This window comes from Winogradskyella immobilis (assembly GCF_021887715.1).
Classification (GTDB): domain Bacteria; phylum Bacteroidota; class Bacteroidia; order Flavobacteriales; family Flavobacteriaceae; genus Winogradskyella; species Winogradskyella immobilis.
In genome coordinates, this window is record NZ_JAIQXX010000001.1 from 248931 (window position 1) to 265255 (window position 16325).

Below are 16325 nucleotides of genomic sequence, written 5' to 3' on the forward strand. Positions count from 1 at the left end.
GATGAAGACGAAAGTTACTTTACTATTGTTAGCACTATGTGCAAGCTTTACTATGAGTTATGGACAGGAAGAAGAAGGCGGTCAAAATGAAGACTGCGCAAATAACCTATCTATTTTTGATACTAATGTCAAAAGCAAAAAATTAGATGATGCTTATGGTCCTTGGATGGAAGTCAGAGAAAAATGCCCTAAATTTCATGAAGCTATATACTCTAGAAGTAGAGGACAAGCTATTTTAAAAAATAAAATTACTAAAAGTAACGGTACGGAAAAAGTTACATTTATCAAAGATCATCTAAAATTATATGAGCAGTATAATCAATATTACCCTTCTAAGGAATCTAAAGGTAAAATGTTAGTAGATAAAGGATTGATGACCTATAAATACAAAAAAGATTTAGGCGCTACTAATGATGATGTTTACAAACTTTTTGATGATGCCTTTCAAAATGATCGTAAAAATTTTACTGATGCCCAAGCACTATATATTTATTTTTCTATAGAAGTAGATTTATTTGATGCAGGTAAAAGAGAAGCACAGCAATTATTTGACAAGTATGATGATGTTAAAGAAAAAATAGAGTTAGAGATTGAGAATCATACAGGTAAGTTAAATAAATATGTAGCTAAGGAAGAAGCAGGCACTACATTGTCTAAAAGAGAAGCTAGCCTTAAAAGGTTTTCTGAACAAAACTTAGTTGCATATGATAAAGTTTCAGGGAGTATAGATACAAAAATCGGTAATAGAGCAACTTGTGAAGTTTTAATTCCATTATACCAAAAAGATTTTGATACTAATAAAAATGATGCCCAATGGTTACAACGTGCTATGAATCGTATGTTTAATAAAGGTTGTAAAGAAGATCCATTATTTGTGAAATTAGTAGAGCAAAAGAATACTATAGAGCCTACAGCAAATACAACATTTTATCTGTATACTATTACTGGTGAGCAAAAGTATTTGGATCAGACAATCGCTTTAGAAAAAGATCCATTAAAAAAAGCTAAATTATATAAAAACCTAGCTAACGAATTTAAATCTAAAGGAAGTTACGGTAAGGCAAGACAATATTATAGAGAGGCTTTAAAGTTAAATCCTTCAGATGGTTCTCCTTATTTGAGAATAGCCTCTATGTATGCCAATAGTGCTAAAAATTGTGGAGATTCTCCATTTAATCAAAGAGCTGTATTTTGGTTAGCAGCTAGTGAAGCACGTAAAGCTGGTAGAGCAGATACTCGTTTAAAGAAGGTAGCAGCTCAAAATGCAGAAAGTTACTCAGCAAAAGCACCTTCTAAAAGTGATATATTTAGTGCAGATATGGGAGGTAAAACCATAAAAGTTGGTTGTTGGATAGGCAGTTCTGTAACCGTGCCTAAAAGCTAAAATGAATACAACGTATTTACATACAATAAAAAACATAGTCATAGCTTTTGCTGTGACTATGTTTTTTTCATGTAAAAACAATTTTGATGATGTGCAAAAAATAGGTGTTTTACAAAATGAACCTATTGGCATTGCGGATACCATTAATTTAAAGTATTCAGACTCTATAGGTATATTAGCAGCTAACCTTATAAGTCCTAAAATGCTAGATTATTCTAATCGTATTTTTGGATTTTCAGAATTTCCTAAAGGTATAGAGCTTATTATATATGATAAAGATAGAAACGAAAGTAAAATCTTTGCAGATTATGCTATAGCATATAATAAAACAGATCTTATAGATCTTAGAGGTAATGTTATTTTAGCAACGCATAAAGGCGATTCTATCTTTGCTCCTCAAATGTATTATGACCAAAAAACAGAATGGGTTTTTACTAATGGTGATGTAAAATTTTCTTTAGATGGTAGTTTAAGCTTTGGGAGGTTTTTTGATTCAGATCGTAACTTCGATGAATGGACAATTTTGGAACAATCTGGCGATTTTGAATTCGATAATTGAGAAATAGTTACCTTTGTAGTCCATTAGATATTTAATAAATGAAAATTTTAAAATTCTTTCAATACGCTTACATAATTTTTGCAGCTTTATTCTTTTGGGATGCTATTACAAAATGGTCAACAGATAGAAATCGCGCATATATCTCATTATTATTTACTGCATTAGCTATATTTATGTTTTTCTTTCGTAAACGTTTTAGGAAAAAATTTGAAAATCGTAACTAAACAATGGTTACAAACGTAGTTATAATTATAACTTCACTTTTTTTATCGGCATTCTTCTCAGGGATGGAGATCGCTTATGTTTCGTCTAATAAAATCCATATTGAGTTAGAAAAGAAGCAAGGAGGTTTTTTAGGAAATATTCTTTCAAAACTAACCGCCAAACCTTCTAAGTTTATTGCCACTATGCTTATTGGTAATAATATAGCTTTAGTAATTTACGGTTTTAAAATGGGAGATGTGTTAGTCAATTGGCTACAGAGTTTTTTGCCTTCAGATAGTACATTTGTAAATTTAATAACGGGAGACTTCTTGTTGTTTTCTCAAACCGTTATTTCTACCCTAATTATTTTATTGACGGCAGAGTTTTTACCTAAAGTGTTTTTTCAAATGTATTCTAATACACTTTTAAAGGTATTGGCATTACCAACATATCTATTCTATATTTTATTTTCAATCATTTCAAATTTTGTAATCTGGATTTCAGATTTTGTTTTAAAAACCTTTTTTAAAACAGAAGGAGATATGGTGGAGTTGGCATTAACTAAAGTAGAATTAGGTAATTTTATTACAGAGCAGATGGAGTCTGTAGAAGATGATGATGAAGTGGATAGCGAAATACAAATCTTTCAAAATGCTTTAGAGTTTACAGAGGTAAAAGCAAGAGAAGTAATGATACCTCGTACAGAAATTACTGCTATTGACATCTCTGATTCTGTTGAAAACCTAAGTAAATTATTTATAGAAACGGGTTATACTAAAATCATAGTCTATAAAAACTCAATTGATGATATTTTAGGCTATGTGCATTCATTTGAATTATTTAACAACCCAAAGACTATAAAATCAATTTTAATACCAGTTGGTTTTGTGCCAGAAACCATACTTATTAAAGATGTTTTAAATATTTTAACTAAAAAACGAAAAAGTATAGCAGTAGTTATTGATGAATACGGCGGCACTTCAGGTATTATGTCTGTAGAAGATATTATTGAAGAATTATTTGGCGAAATTGAAGATGAACACGACTCTATTGCGCTAATAGAAGAGCAAATAGGAGAGAATAACTACAGATTTTCTGCACGTTTAGAAGTTGATTACTTAAATGAAACGTATAAACTTAATTTGCCAGAAAGTGATCAATACGAAACTTTAGGTGGTTTAATTGTAAACCACACAGAAGGTATTCCTCAATTAGATGACACTATTAAAATAGATAATTTTATGTTTAAAATCATAGAAGTGTCTTCTACAAAAATAGATACAGTGCGTCTTAAAATTTTAGAAGTAGAATAATCGTATTAAATGCTATAAAAACTAGAGTGTTACTTTTATTATTTATAAGAAAACGCTATTTTCGCACACTTAATAAAAATGACTTTAATACCTTAAAATGGCAGTTTTAAATAAAATCAGACAGCGTTCGTTAGTTTTAATCTTAGTTATTGCATTAGCATTATTTTCTTTTGTAATCGGAGATTTGTTTAAAAATTCTGACGCTTTAACAGGAACACCGCAAGATATCATTGCAACTGTAAATGGAGAAGATATTAAACGCGATGCGTTTATGTTTAGTGTACAAAACATGCAACAACGAGTTGGTCCTACAACAACTGAAACCCAAGTTAAAAATAGCGTTTATAGTAATGAGCTAAGACGTATTATTTTAAATACAGAGTTAGATAAACTTGGTTTGTCTGTTGAAAAAGATCAGATGCGTGAGTTGTTAAAAAACAGCTTTGAATCGTATCCAGAATTTCAAAATAGCGATAGTATTTTCGATGTTAATCGATTAAATGCATTTATATCTAATTTAAAAGATATACAGCCAGAAAGCGCACCTTTAGGTAATTTGCTAGTTAATTATGCAAGTTGGACAGATAATGAACAGTCTCTTGCTAATACAGCGATGACGCAATCTTATTATAATTTAATTAAAGCTGGAGTTGGTGCTACTATTGCTGAAGCAGAAGACGAATATGAAGCAGATGCAAAAACTCTAGATATAAATTACGTTCAAATTCCTTATACATCAATAGCTGATAGTTTAGTTACGGTAACTAAATCTGAGATTGAAGCGTATATGAAAGCGCATGAAGATGAATATAAAGTAGAAGCTACAAGAGAAATTCTTTTTGTAGAGTTTAGAGAAGATGCATCAAAAGAAGATGAAGATGCAATAAAAGAAGAGCTTTTGACATTGAAAAATGATAAAGTAGAGTTTAACGAAAATACAAAAAAGGCTGATACAATTTTAGGTTTTGATAATACTAAAAACATAGAAGCTTTTGTAAACTCTTATTCTGATATAAAATATGCTGATGAATTTTCTAGAGCATCTCAATTAGGTGTTGCAAAAGATAGTTTGTTAAATGCAGAAGTTGGTTCTTATTATGGCCCATACAAAGATGGTATTTATTATAAGTACTCTAAGGTTTTAGCTAAGGCAAGTTTGCCAGATTCGGTAAAAGTGCGTCATATTTTAATTCCTTATGTAGGTGCTCAAGCTGCTGGTCCAGATATTATACAAACTGCTGATGAGGCAAAAGTTACAGCAGATAGTATTTATAACGTGGTAAGACGTAGCCGTTCTAAGTTTAAAAATTTATTAGAGTTGTCGTCAGATAAAGTGAGTAATGAAAATGATGGTGTTATAGAATTTGCATATAATCAATCTTTTGCGCCAGAATTTAAATCGTATTCTTTTGATAATAAGAAAGGAGATATGGGTGTTGTGGAAACATCTTTCGGGTATCATATTGTTGAAATTTTAGATCAAACAGAGTTTAATAATACGGCTAAAGTAGCTACAATTGCTCGTAAAATTGAAGCTTCTGAAAAAACGATTGATGATGTATTTAATGCAAAATCTAAGTTTGAAATAGCAGCGGAAACTACTGAGTTTAACGATTTGGCTAAAGAAAAAGGATTAACAGTAAGAACATCAACGTTTAAAGAGTTAGAAGAAAACATTCCTGGTTTAGGAAGCCAAAGACAAGTAGTACGTTGGGCTTTTGAGGACGATATTAAAGTTGGTGACTATAAAAGTTTTCCAATTTCTGGAGTTGGTTTTATTGTAGCTAAATTGGTTGATATTAATAAAGAAGGTTTAATGAGTGTTGAAAATGCAACAACTCCAGTTTTAGTGGAAGTAAGAAAAGAAAAGAAGGCAGAAATGATACGTGCTAAAATTTCTGCATCAACTTTAGCTGATATTGCTAACAATCAAGGTCAAACTGTAAGAACAGCAGCTGCATTAACTGAGAAAAACACAACATTATCTGGTGCTGGTATAGAACCTAAAGTTGTAGGTGCTGCATTTGGTTTAGCTCAAGGAGCAATATCAAAACCTATAGATGGAGAAAGAGGAGTTTATATTTTGCAAGTCAATAAAATTACAGAAGCACCTAAATTAGAAAACTATGCTGCAATTATTGCACGTTTAGGGAATGCACTTAAAAACACTGTGCAAAATAAAGTGTATACTGCACTTGAAGCTGCTGCTGAAATAGATGATAATAGAGCAAAAACAGTTTACTAATAATATAGTAAGCCCATAAGTTATAAATTAAAGCTTTGCATTTGCAAAGCTTTTTTCTTTTAGATGAATTGAGAATAAGGGATTACAGTAGAATACCCTTTAGATATAAAATAAGCTTCAGGGTTTATGTCAGATGCTACTAAAATAAAATCACCTCCCCAAGCGCCAAGACTTTTTATAGCTCCATCAAAGTCATTAAAAAGTAAATCTTTTACAGGTTTCTGATCTATAACTTTAGAAATAATAACCTCATGGGTGCTTATTAAAGTTTTAAAATCAGCTAAAGAATTGCATGTAATTATAGATTGTGTGATTGCATTAATAGCATCAATACTATGAGATAAATCACCTTTATGAGCTTTGTATTTAGCAATACCTTCTCTACTATTCTGTTTTTTGTTTAGATAAACAAAGTACAGATGGTTTTTAAAAACAGGATTAAAATCAACATTAGAAACTAAAGGTTTAGTATTAGTCCGTTGGTAAAGAATTGCAGATCTCTGTTGCGCGCAAGCAATATCGTAACCGCTACCGCCAAATGTTTTTTCTAATAAAGCGTATGCATCAATTTTAGCCCATTGCGCCATATTATTGATTAGAGTAGAAGATGTGCCTAATCCCCAAAACCTATTAAAATCTTGTTGTGTAGTGAAAGAATAACCTTTATGTTCCTCTAAAGCATTAGGATTCAATTCCAAAACGGCATTAAAAATTTGAAGCAACCGCTCAGAAATAGGATTCGATGCATCGTGTTTTGCAATTTTAATTTTATCAATAAAAAACTGATCTTCATACCATAGTTGGTTAGCCTCATCATAGCTTTTCCACTGTAAATGGTTAGAATCGTTTGCGTCCACAGTTAAGCTTTGCCCAAGTTTTGTTGGTAATGCTAGAGCTTTAGCACCATCAAGCACAAGATACTCTGCAGTTAATAATAATTTACCGTTGCTTTTAAAGTGTTGCATTAGTGATTTCTTAATGCTTTTATAGCTTCAACAACAGCGCTATGAGTTACTGTGTTGGTCTTAAAATGATTGACTATAGCATCTTTTTCCGCATTAGTAGCTTCAAATTGATTAAGTATATTCATAAGATGCATTTTCATATGACCTTTTTGAATTCCTGTGGTGGTAAGAGACTTTAGTGCAGCAAAATTTTGTGCTAAACCTGCAACAGCAACAATTTTCATAAGATCCTTTGCGGAAGGATTTCCTAATAATTGTAATGCAAATTTAACTAAAGGATGTAATGTGGTTAAACCACCAATGGTTCCTAAAGCTAAAGGAATTTCCATCGAAAATGTAAATGTATCTTCAGTAAGCTTACAATGTGTTAAACTGCTATATCTTCCGCTTTTTGAAGCATAAGCATGTACACCAGCTTCTACAGCTCTAAAATCATTTCCTGTAGCTAAAACAACAGCATCGATACCATTCATTATGCCTTTGTTATGGGTTACAGCTCTATGAGGCTCTACTTCAGCAATAGAAACAGCCTGTTTAAATTTCTCTACAAAAGCCTTTGGATTAGGGATATCTTTATCTTTTAAATCTTCAATTTTACAACTAACTTCTGCTCTAACAATACAATCAGGAACGTAATTAGACAAAATGCTCATTACAATATGAATATCTTTTTCTACAGAAGTAAAGGTTTTAAACTCTTGAGCTTCATTAGTAAGCGTTTTTGCAAATTGTTCAAGACAAGAGTTAATAAAATTAGCACCCATAGCATCTAAAGTTTCAAACGTAACATGCAATTGATAATAGTTGTCTAATTCATTCGTTTTATCCTTTAATTCAATATCTAAAATGCCACCTCCTCGACGTTCCATATTTTTGGTAATGTGAGAAGTTTCATTGATTAATTTAGGTTTAATAATATTAAAAAAGCGACGTAACCGTTCAGTATCTCCATGATAAGTAAAATGAACCTGACCGATTTTTGTAGTCGATAATACTTTAGCTTTAAAGCCACCACGATCAAACCAAAACTTAGCAGATTTACTGGCTGCTGCAACAACAGAACTTTCCTCAATAGCCATTGGTATGGTATAGACTTGGTCGTTGATTAAAAAATTAGGGGCAACACCAAGAGGAAGATAGAAGTTAGAAATGGTATTTTCTATAAACTCATCATGAAGTTTTTGTAACTTCTCATCTGTATTCCAATACTGTGTTATTGTCGTTCTAGAATTAACATTGTCACTAAAATAGGTGGAAAGTAACCAGTCTATTTTTTCAGCTTTTTTAAGCTTAGAAAATCCCGAAATGGTATTTTGCATTATTTTAATCATTTAAAAAGCAAAGATACTAGGATTGGTATAAAATATATTGCATATCTAACACTATTGCGGATTTACTGTTAATAATAGCGGTTTTTTGTATTATTTTTAGTAAACTTGACATTACTTTATTAAATAAAAACTATTAATGAAATTTACACGATTAATAGCCGTTATTGGCTTCTTTGCAACAACAGTCTTAGTTGCACAGAATAAACAAATTAGCTTAGAAGATATATGGAATGGAACATTTAGAACAGAAGGCATGCAAGCCTTACATTCTATGAATAATGGAAAACAATATTCCGTGCTTAATTTTAGCAGATCAGATCGATCAGCTTCAATAGATATTTACGATTATAAAACTTTAGAAAAGGTAAACACAATCTTGAATTCATCAGATTTATCTGAGATTCAAGGTTTTTTTAATTATAGCTTTAGTAAAGACGAATCTAAGGTGCTACTAACTACAAATTCTAAACCTGTATTTAGACGTTCTACACTTGGTGAATATTACATTTATGACATTGCATCTAAGAAATTGACTAAACTTTCAGACGATTTAGTACAAGAGCCAACATTTTCACCAGATGCATCTAAGGTTGCCTATGGTTATCAAAACAATTTGTATGTTAAAGATTTAAACTCTGGTGCTGTTACTCAAATGACTTCAGATGGTGAGAAGAATAGAATTATAAACGGAATTACGGATTGGGTATACGAAGAAGAATTTAGCTTTGTTCGTGCTTTTGATTGGAATGCATCTGGAGATAAAATTGCATTTATTCGTTTTGATGAGAGTGAAGTACCACAATTTTCTATGGACGTATTCGGAACCGATTTATATCAAACACAGCAAGTGTTTAAATACCCTAAAGCGGGCGAAGCTAATTCTAAAGTGTCATTGCATTTGTACGATTTAAACTCTGGGAATTTAGAAGAGCTGAAAGTGAATAAGACATATAATGATTTTTATATTCCGAGACTACAATGGACAAATGAAGCCAATGTTTTGAGTGTTCAATATATGAATAGACACCAAAATGAACTCGATTTATGGATGATTGATGTAGATGCAAATTCATCTAAAGTTGTCATAGCAGAGAAAGATAATGCCTATATAGATGTAACCTTTAATCTTACATTTTTAAAAGATAATAGTTTTATCTGGACAAGTGAAAAAGATGGATTTAATCATATCTACCACCATACTAAAGATGGGAGTTTAATAAGCCAAGTAACGCAAGGAGATTGGGAAGTGACTAACTATTATGGTTTAGATGAAAAAACAAATACTATTTTTTATCAATCTGTAGAGAATGGTTCTATTAATCGCGATGTATATTCTGTAAAACTAAACGGAAAAAACAAAAAACGATTATCTAAAACTGAAGGTACAAACAGTGCTGCATTTAGTGCAGATTTCACATATTTTATAAACACGCACTCAAGCGCAACATCACCACAAGAATATACACTTAACGATTCTAAAAGTGGTAGTGTAATTAAGAGTATTATAGATAATGACAAACTAGCAAATAAAGTAGCAGGTTATGTAACGTCTAAAAAAGAATTTAGTACAATTAATATTAATGGAAACGATTTAAACATGTGGATGATTAAACCTGCTAATTTCGATCCTAATAAAGAGTATCCATTATTTATGTATCAATATTCAGGTCCAGGATCACAACAAGTGGCTAATCGCTGGAATGCAGCTAATGATTATTGGTATCAGCATTTAGCACAGCAAGGCTATATTGTAGCATGCGTCGATGGACGAGGAACAGGTTTAAAAGGAGCAGCGTTTAAAAAAGTAACACAGAATGAATTAGGGAAATATGAAGTTGAAGACCAAATCGCTGCGGCTAAAAAGCTAGGAGAACGCTCATACATAGATGCTGAGCGTATTGGTATTTGGGGTTGGAGTTTTGGTGGTTTTATGAGTAGTAATGCCTTGTTTAAAGGGAATGATGTTTTTAAAATGGCTATAGCAGTAGCACCAGTAACAAGTTGGAGATTTTACGATACTATTTATACTGAGCGCTACATGACAACACCACAAGAAAATGCTAGTGGTTATGATGAAAACTCACCAATAAACCATGTCGATAAATTAAAAGGAGATTTTTTATTAATTCATGGTTCAGGTGACGATAATGTGCATTTACAAAACACTATGCGTATGGTTGAAGCTTTGGTGCAAGCCAATAAGCAATTTGATTGGATGATATATCCAGATAAAAACCACGGCATTTTTGGAGGAAATACAAGGTTGCATTTATATAGTAAAATGACCAATTTCATTAACGAAAAACTTGGAGACAAACGTGAGAATGATGAAATGAAAAAAGAAATGCAATCTAAAATAAAAGGATAACTAACTAAATTAAATATATATGTCAGCAATAACAAAACAACCACACGAAAAAGAATTATTTGGGCATCCAGTAGGTTTGTATGTCTTATTTTTCACAGAAATGTGGGAGCGATTTTCATATTATGGAATGCGTGCATTATTAGTACTGTATTTAACATCTAAGACAACAGATGTAAATCCTGGTGTAGGATGGACTCAAGGTGAAGCATTAGCACTATATGGATGGTATACAATGTTAGTTTACGTGATGTCTATACCGGGAGGTATTTTAGCAGATAAGTTTCTAGGACAAAAGAAATCAGTAATTCTAGGTGCTATACTTTTAGTTATTGGACATAGTGTTTTAGCTATTGAGGCTATGTGGGCTTTTTATACAGGACTCGCTTTTATAATTCTTGGTGTAGGATGCTTAAAGCCTAATATTTCTACAATGGTAGGTGGACTTTATAAAAAAGGAGATGTTAGAAGAGACAAAGGTTTTACTATATTCTATATCGGTATTAATATTGGTGCTTTTTTATCTGGATTAGTTGTAGGCTATGTTGGAGAAGTTCATGGTTGGCATTATGGATTTGGATTAGCAGGAATACTTATGGTTTTAGGATTAATACAATTTTTAACTGGTCAAAAATACCTAGTGCATGTTGGTAATTATTTAGGTAAATCAGATAAAGTTGAAGATCAAGAAGCTTATAAAAAACCACTTACTAAAATTGAAAAGGATAGAGTTATTGTTTTACTTATTTCTTTTTTATTGATAATTGCTTTTTTCGCAGCATTTGAACAAGCAGGTGGTTTGATGAATATTTATGCAAGTGAAAAGACAGATAGAATTTTAATGGGTTGGGAAGTTCCAGCTACTTGGTTTCAATCCTTAAACTCTTTTTTTATAATAACTCTTGGAGTTGCAATAGCAGCATTTTGGGCTAAACGCAAATTAAAAGGAACAGAAGCTTCATCATTGTATAAAATGATTATAGGATTAGGTTTAGTTGGTATTGGATTCTTATTTATGTCTGCAGCTTCTTCAGAGTACGATAGTACAGGAAGTTCAATGATGATTTGGTTAGTTTTAGCTTATTTATTTCATACGGTTGGAGAATTATGTTTATCTCCAGTTTCACTATCATTTGTAACAAAGTTAGCTCCTGCTAAATATGCTTCAATAATGATGGGTATTTATTTTGCTACTACTGGACTGGGGAATAAGGCAGCAGGTTTATTAGGTGAGTCCTCTTCATTGTTTGGTGAATTTAAGGTGTTTACTGGTATTGCAATTTTCTGTGTAGTGTTTGCTCTTTTAGTGTTTATGTTCTTTAAAAAACTAAAAGCTCTTACGCATGGTGCTGAGGATAACGAAACGGATTTTAATACTAAAGAAACCGAAGGTTTTGAATTAGCCGATAATTAATATATTATAGCCTCACAATTAAAAATGTGAGGCTTTTCTTTTAATAAAAATTTATTTTTATGAATACAGATATAGAAAATCTATTTAAAGATAAGGTGCTAGGGCATCCAGCAGGTTTGTTTGTGTTGTTTTTTACCGAAATGTGGGAGCGTTTTTCTTTTTATGGAATGCGTGTTCTATTAGTTATTTTTTTAACAGCACCGCTATTTGGAGATAACCCGGGTTGGGCTGATTGGCCAAGAGAACATGCTTTGGCACTATTTGGAACTTATGCATCATTACTATATTTAACCCCAATATTAGGTGGCTATATAGCAGATAAATTTATAGGTTATAGAAATGCAGTAGTATTAGGTTGTTTAATTATGACTTTGGGTCATGTGTCTATGGCATTTGAAACAGAATCTAGTTTGTATATAGGTTTAGCATTTCTAGTTATTGGAACAGGTTTTTTTAAACCCAATATTACATCTATTATTTCTGAGATGTATAAAGGAAATGATGCAAAAAAAGATGGAGCTTATACTATTTTTTATATGGGTGTAAATTCAGGAGCATTTTTTGGTATCATGCTTTGTGGATATTTAGGAGAAAATTATAGTTGGTCCCTAGGTTTCGGATTGGCAGGTATTTTTATGTTTTTAGGATTAATTCAATTTGCTTTAGCGAAAAAATTGTTTGGCGATATTGGAGCTAAACCTAATAAAATTTATGAGGTTGAATTGCCTCAAAATGTTAATGAAAAAGCAAATTCAAAGTTTGTAGATGCTGTAAGCGAAAAACTTAATCATTTTACATTTTTAGATAAAGTTTTAATAATAATAACATCTATAGCAGGTCTTACTTGGCTAATAAATGACCCAATGTCTAAGATTAAAGATATTAATCTTTTTGATTTTACATTATTAGGTTATGAGGGTTCCACTGTTATTATTGTATTGGCTGTACTATTATTTTTATATCTAATAAGCTCTAGAATTATAAGATACACTCCTATCGTTAGGGATAGAATGATTGCAGTTGCTATTTTTGCTTTTTTCACAATTTTCTTTTGGGCAGCATTTGAGCAAGCCGCAGGTTCTTTAAATATTTTTGCGAGAGATTATACAGAACGAAGTTTAACAGGATCGTCAGCAATAGTATTTAAAGTAATAGACACAATTTTAACTATTGTGCCATTGTGTATAATTACATATGTTTTATACATGCTGTTCAAGAAAACATTTTCCAAAATAGGAATCTCTAATATTATTCTATCTATAAGTTTTTTAATTATTTGGGGTATTGTTATATGGAAGTTGAAAAACGATTTTAGTGAAGACGCTAAGGAAGTAGGTGCAACATGGTTTGGTATTTTAAATTCATTTTTTATTATAGCTTTAGCTCCATTGTTTTCAAAATGGTGGGAAAGTAAATATAATCCAAGTGCTGCTTTTAAATATGCTTACGGATTAATACTATTAGGAATAGGGTTTGCATTATTGGCTTATGGATCTTCGGGTATTCCACAAGGAGCAAAAACAGCATCAATAAGTATGGTTTGGCTCATTTTTGCATATCTTTTTCACACTTTAGGAGAACTTTGCTTATCTCCAGTAGGGCTTTCATATTTAAGTAAGCTTGTACCAGGAAGAATGATTGCGTTTATGTTTGGTATATGGTATTTAGCCATTGCAATTGGCCAAAAGGCTGCTGGATCATTAGGAGGTATGATAGATAAAGTAACTGCAGAATATAGTTTGGCTACTTTCTTTTTAATTTTTACAGTTGTGCCAATAAGTGCTGGAATCTTAATAGGGATTTTAAATCCACTTTTAAAGAAACTAATGCACGGTATACGCTAATTTTCCGTTAAAAACAGTGAAAAATAAATGAAGTATATACTATTTTGTATGTTTGTTTAATAATTACGACAAAGTTATTATGATGAAAAAGATAATTTTAAGTGCTATAATGTTGATGTTTGTAATAAGCATCACAGCACAAGAAATCAATTGGGTCACTTTTGAAGAAGCTGTAGCACTTCAAAAGAAAGAACCTAGAAAAATAATTATGGATGTTTATACCAATTGGTGTGGACCATGTAAATTATTAGATAAAAACACATTTGGGAATAAAGATGTAGCCGATTATATTAATAAAAATTATTATGCGGTAAAGTTCAATGCAGAAGGTAATTCTACAATTACATATAAGGATAAAACATTTACAAATCCTGGATATGATGAGACTAAAGCAAATAGACGTAATAGTCCTCATCAATTTTCAAGTTTTTTACAAGTAAGAGCATACCCAACAATTGCTTTTTTTGATGAAGATTTAAGAATGATAACACCAGTTACAGGTTATCAAAATCCACAACAATTAGAATTGTATTTAAAATTGTTTAAAACGGATAAATACAAGGAGATGACGTCTCAAGAACATTTTAATAAATATTACGAAGCGTTTAAGCCAACATTCGGAACTACAAAAACGGCTTCTAATTAAAATATTTATTTTATAATATAAGCTCCCTTTTCATACGTGCTATGAAAAGGGATTTTTTTTGCTTCGCAAGTTAATTTCCATCGTTCAACATAAGATTTGTAATTGCTGGCATCAGCAATGATTACTTTAGGTTTTAATGTGTCGATAACGCGTTTAAGATTAAGCTGAGGCGAGTTGCGTAATAGAATATAGTCGGGTTTAAAAGATTTTATATTATAAGCACTTAAACTATCAATAACGAATACAATCTTATTTTTAAATCTAAAAACAGACGAAATGCTATCTTCTTTAATAAAATCTATAGAATTACCAATTTTATAATTCTGAAGTGTTTTATCTTGTTTAAATAACAATGTGTCTAAGTTGTGATAAACAGATAGGCTGTTGTTTTTCTTTTCGGCCAAAATAGAATATCTACTCTTATTAAAGATTATAAACTCATGAGTAGTAGTTCTGTATTTTGAATATAATAATACTCCAGAATATAGAGCTAAACTTAGTAGAGGTAAATAAAGAGTTTTAGTGTTTTTGTTTTTCCACAAATAAAAACCAGAACATATAAAGAAGTAAGCAGAAATAACCTGAAGATAATTGAAAGAGATGTCTCTAAATAAAAAGTTTTCAAACTGAGCAATCCAAGCTATAAAACCATTTAAAGTGTCAATAATAAACGTGTAAAAATCAACTAAAAACTCTGGTAATTTGTTAATTAGTGCTAAACCTATTATAAAAAGCCCAAGCCCTAAAATTAATCCTAAAAAAGGAATAATAACGAGGTTAGATATAAAAAACAATCCTGGGAATTGATGGAAATAATAAAGACTAATAGGAGCAACACCGCATTGTGCAGCTATAGTTACGGTAAATATTTGCCAAAACTTATCTGTAACATAAAATCGAGGACTCCATAGTTTGTAAAGTAACGGCTGAATACTTACTATAGAAATAACTGCGAGATAACTCATTTGAAACCCAACATCAAAGACATAAACAGGTTTAAATAAAAGTATAAAGAAGGCAGAAATAGCAATAGTATTATAGATACTTGTTTGGCGTTTTAAGTGCATGGCAATAGCAATAACACTAAACATAGTTACGGCTCTAGTTACAGATGGTGACAAACCAGCTATAATAGCAAAAGCCCACAATGCAATTACAATAACAATTGGTTTTATATAATGTCTACCGTATCTAGTTCGATGAAGTGGTTTTAATAAAAAATTTAGAATCAGTAAAATAATACCAACATGTAAGCCCGAAACGGCTAAAATATGTATGGTGCCTGCATTAACATAGTTTGTATATAAATCGGGATCAATATCTTGGCGTTGACCTAAAAGTAAAGCATTGATTATAGAAAGTGTATCTCCTTTAAAACCATAATAAATTAATTTTGAATTTATCGTTTTTCTGAATGCATCAGCATAAGTGCTAAGTGATACCTCTTTGCCCTCGATTTTAAGAAGTGGAGATGCCCTTTTATATATCTGATAATATACTTGACGATCTTTCAGATACTTGTTATAATTAAATTGAAACGGATTTAAAGGAGTCTGTATATTTTCGAGCTTTGAAGAAATGCCATAAACAGATCCTACATCTAGATGCTGTTGAAGTGAATCTTTCGGGATGTTTAATAAGAGCTTCCCTTCAACTTTTTCAGCATTTATAGATATAATATCAATAAAATATTTATCATTATACAAGTCAGATTTTAACCGCTTATTGACACTAAAATGGATATTTTGAGGTTCATCTTCATTTAAATTTAAATGAGAATAATGATATTTATTTAATGTATCATTACTTATAGCATAGGTAAAAGCTCCTAAAATAATAAAAGCAATGAGTGCAAATACTCCAAAAACTGAAGATGATTTATAGGTGTAATTTGAATAAATATAACTGCTAATTAAAATAAAGCAAACGTTAATAAGAACAATTGAAATACTATAAAAACTAAAGTTTAAATAGTATTGAATTAATATGCCTAGAATAAGGCAAGCTGTAAGCTTTATAATGGTAAAGTTAAGTAACTTCATTACAGAAAGTTAC

At 31.1% G+C, this 16325-nt stretch carries 12 protein-coding genes; 9 read left to right on the forward strand and 3 right to left on the reverse strand.

Features of this window, described 5'->3' with window-relative positions:
* Position 1: 1 nt before the first annotated feature.
* The 5 genes from K8Z87_RS01115 (at position 2) to K8Z87_RS01135 (ending at position 5705) form a co-directional block, all read left to right on the forward strand.
* Complete coding sequence (locus K8Z87_RS01115; RefSeq protein ID WP_227475595.1) at positions 2 to 1384, forward strand: tetratricopeptide repeat protein; 1383 nt, start codon at positions 2 to 4, stop codon at positions 1382 to 1384.
* 1 nt (position 1385) lies between these two features.
* Positions 1386 to 1943, forward strand: coding sequence for an LPS export ABC transporter periplasmic protein LptC (lptC, locus tag K8Z87_RS01120; protein WP_227475596.1), 558 nt, complete (start codon positions 1386 to 1388; stop codon positions 1941 to 1943).
* Positions 1944 to 1981: 38 nt separating this feature from the next.
* On the forward strand, positions 1982 to 2167 hold the full coding sequence (locus K8Z87_RS01125; RefSeq protein ID WP_227475598.1) for a hypothetical protein: 186 nt from the start codon (positions 1982 to 1984) through the stop codon (positions 2165 to 2167).
* A 3-nt stretch (positions 2168 to 2170) separates the two neighbouring features.
* Positions 2171 to 3460: a hemolysin family protein gene (locus K8Z87_RS01130; protein WP_227475599.1), complete on the forward strand. Its 1290-nt coding sequence runs from the start codon at positions 2171 to 2173 to the stop codon at positions 3458 to 3460.
* Positions 3461 to 3557: 97 nt separating this feature from the next.
* Positions 3558 to 5705 (forward strand): SurA N-terminal domain-containing protein, encoded by a 2148-nt coding sequence (locus tag K8Z87_RS01135; protein ID WP_227475600.1) that lies wholly within the window; start codon positions 3558 to 3560, stop codon positions 5703 to 5705.
* 59 nt (positions 5706 to 5764) lie between these two features.
* Here K8Z87_RS01135 and K8Z87_RS01140 read toward each other — a convergent pair whose 3' ends face one another.
* Complete coding sequence (locus K8Z87_RS01140; protein WP_227475601.1) at positions 5765 to 6670, reverse strand: GYDIA family GHMP kinase; 906 nt, start codon at positions 6668 to 6670, stop codon at positions 5765 to 5767.
* The gene (locus K8Z87_RS01145; RefSeq protein ID WP_227475603.1) at positions 6670 to 7989 is read right to left on the reverse strand and encodes a hydroxymethylglutaryl-CoA reductase, degradative; all 1320 of its coding nucleotides are present in this window, start codon (positions 7987 to 7989) and stop codon (positions 6670 to 6672) included. The genes K8Z87_RS01140 and K8Z87_RS01145 overlap by 1 nt, the downstream gene beginning before the upstream one ends.
* A gap of 148 nt (positions 7990 to 8137) precedes the next feature.
* Here K8Z87_RS01145 and K8Z87_RS01150 point away from each other — a divergent pair, with 148 nt between their 5' ends.
* The 4 genes from K8Z87_RS01150 to K8Z87_RS01165 all read left to right on the forward strand — a co-directional run bounded on the left by K8Z87_RS01150 (position 8138) and on the right by K8Z87_RS01165 (position 14270).
* Entirely contained in the window at positions 8138 to 10369 is a 2232-nt protein-coding gene (locus tag K8Z87_RS01150) for a S9 family peptidase (protein ID WP_227475604.1), read from the forward strand.
* Between the two features lie 19 nt (positions 10370 to 10388).
* Complete coding sequence (locus K8Z87_RS01155) at positions 10389 to 11780, forward strand: peptide MFS transporter (RefSeq protein WP_227475605.1); 1392 nt, start codon at positions 10389 to 10391, stop codon at positions 11778 to 11780.
* Between the two features lie 59 nt (positions 11781 to 11839).
* Positions 11840 to 13624, forward strand: a complete 1785-nt coding sequence (locus tag K8Z87_RS01160) for a peptide MFS transporter (protein ID WP_227475606.1) — start codon at positions 11840 to 11842, stop codon at positions 13622 to 13624.
* A 79-nt stretch (positions 13625 to 13703) separates the two neighbouring features.
* Positions 13704 to 14270 (forward strand): thioredoxin family protein, encoded by a 567-nt coding sequence (locus tag K8Z87_RS01165; protein WP_407704191.1) that lies wholly within the window; start codon positions 13704 to 13706, stop codon positions 14268 to 14270.
* A 5-nt stretch (positions 14271 to 14275) separates the two neighbouring features.
* Here the strand turns inward: K8Z87_RS01165 and K8Z87_RS01170 are convergent, their stop codons facing one another.
* Positions 14276 to 16312, reverse strand: coding sequence for a ComEC/Rec2 family competence protein (locus K8Z87_RS01170; protein ID WP_227475607.1), 2037 nt, complete (start codon positions 16310 to 16312; stop codon positions 14276 to 14278).
* Positions 16313 to 16325: the final 13 nt, after the last annotated feature.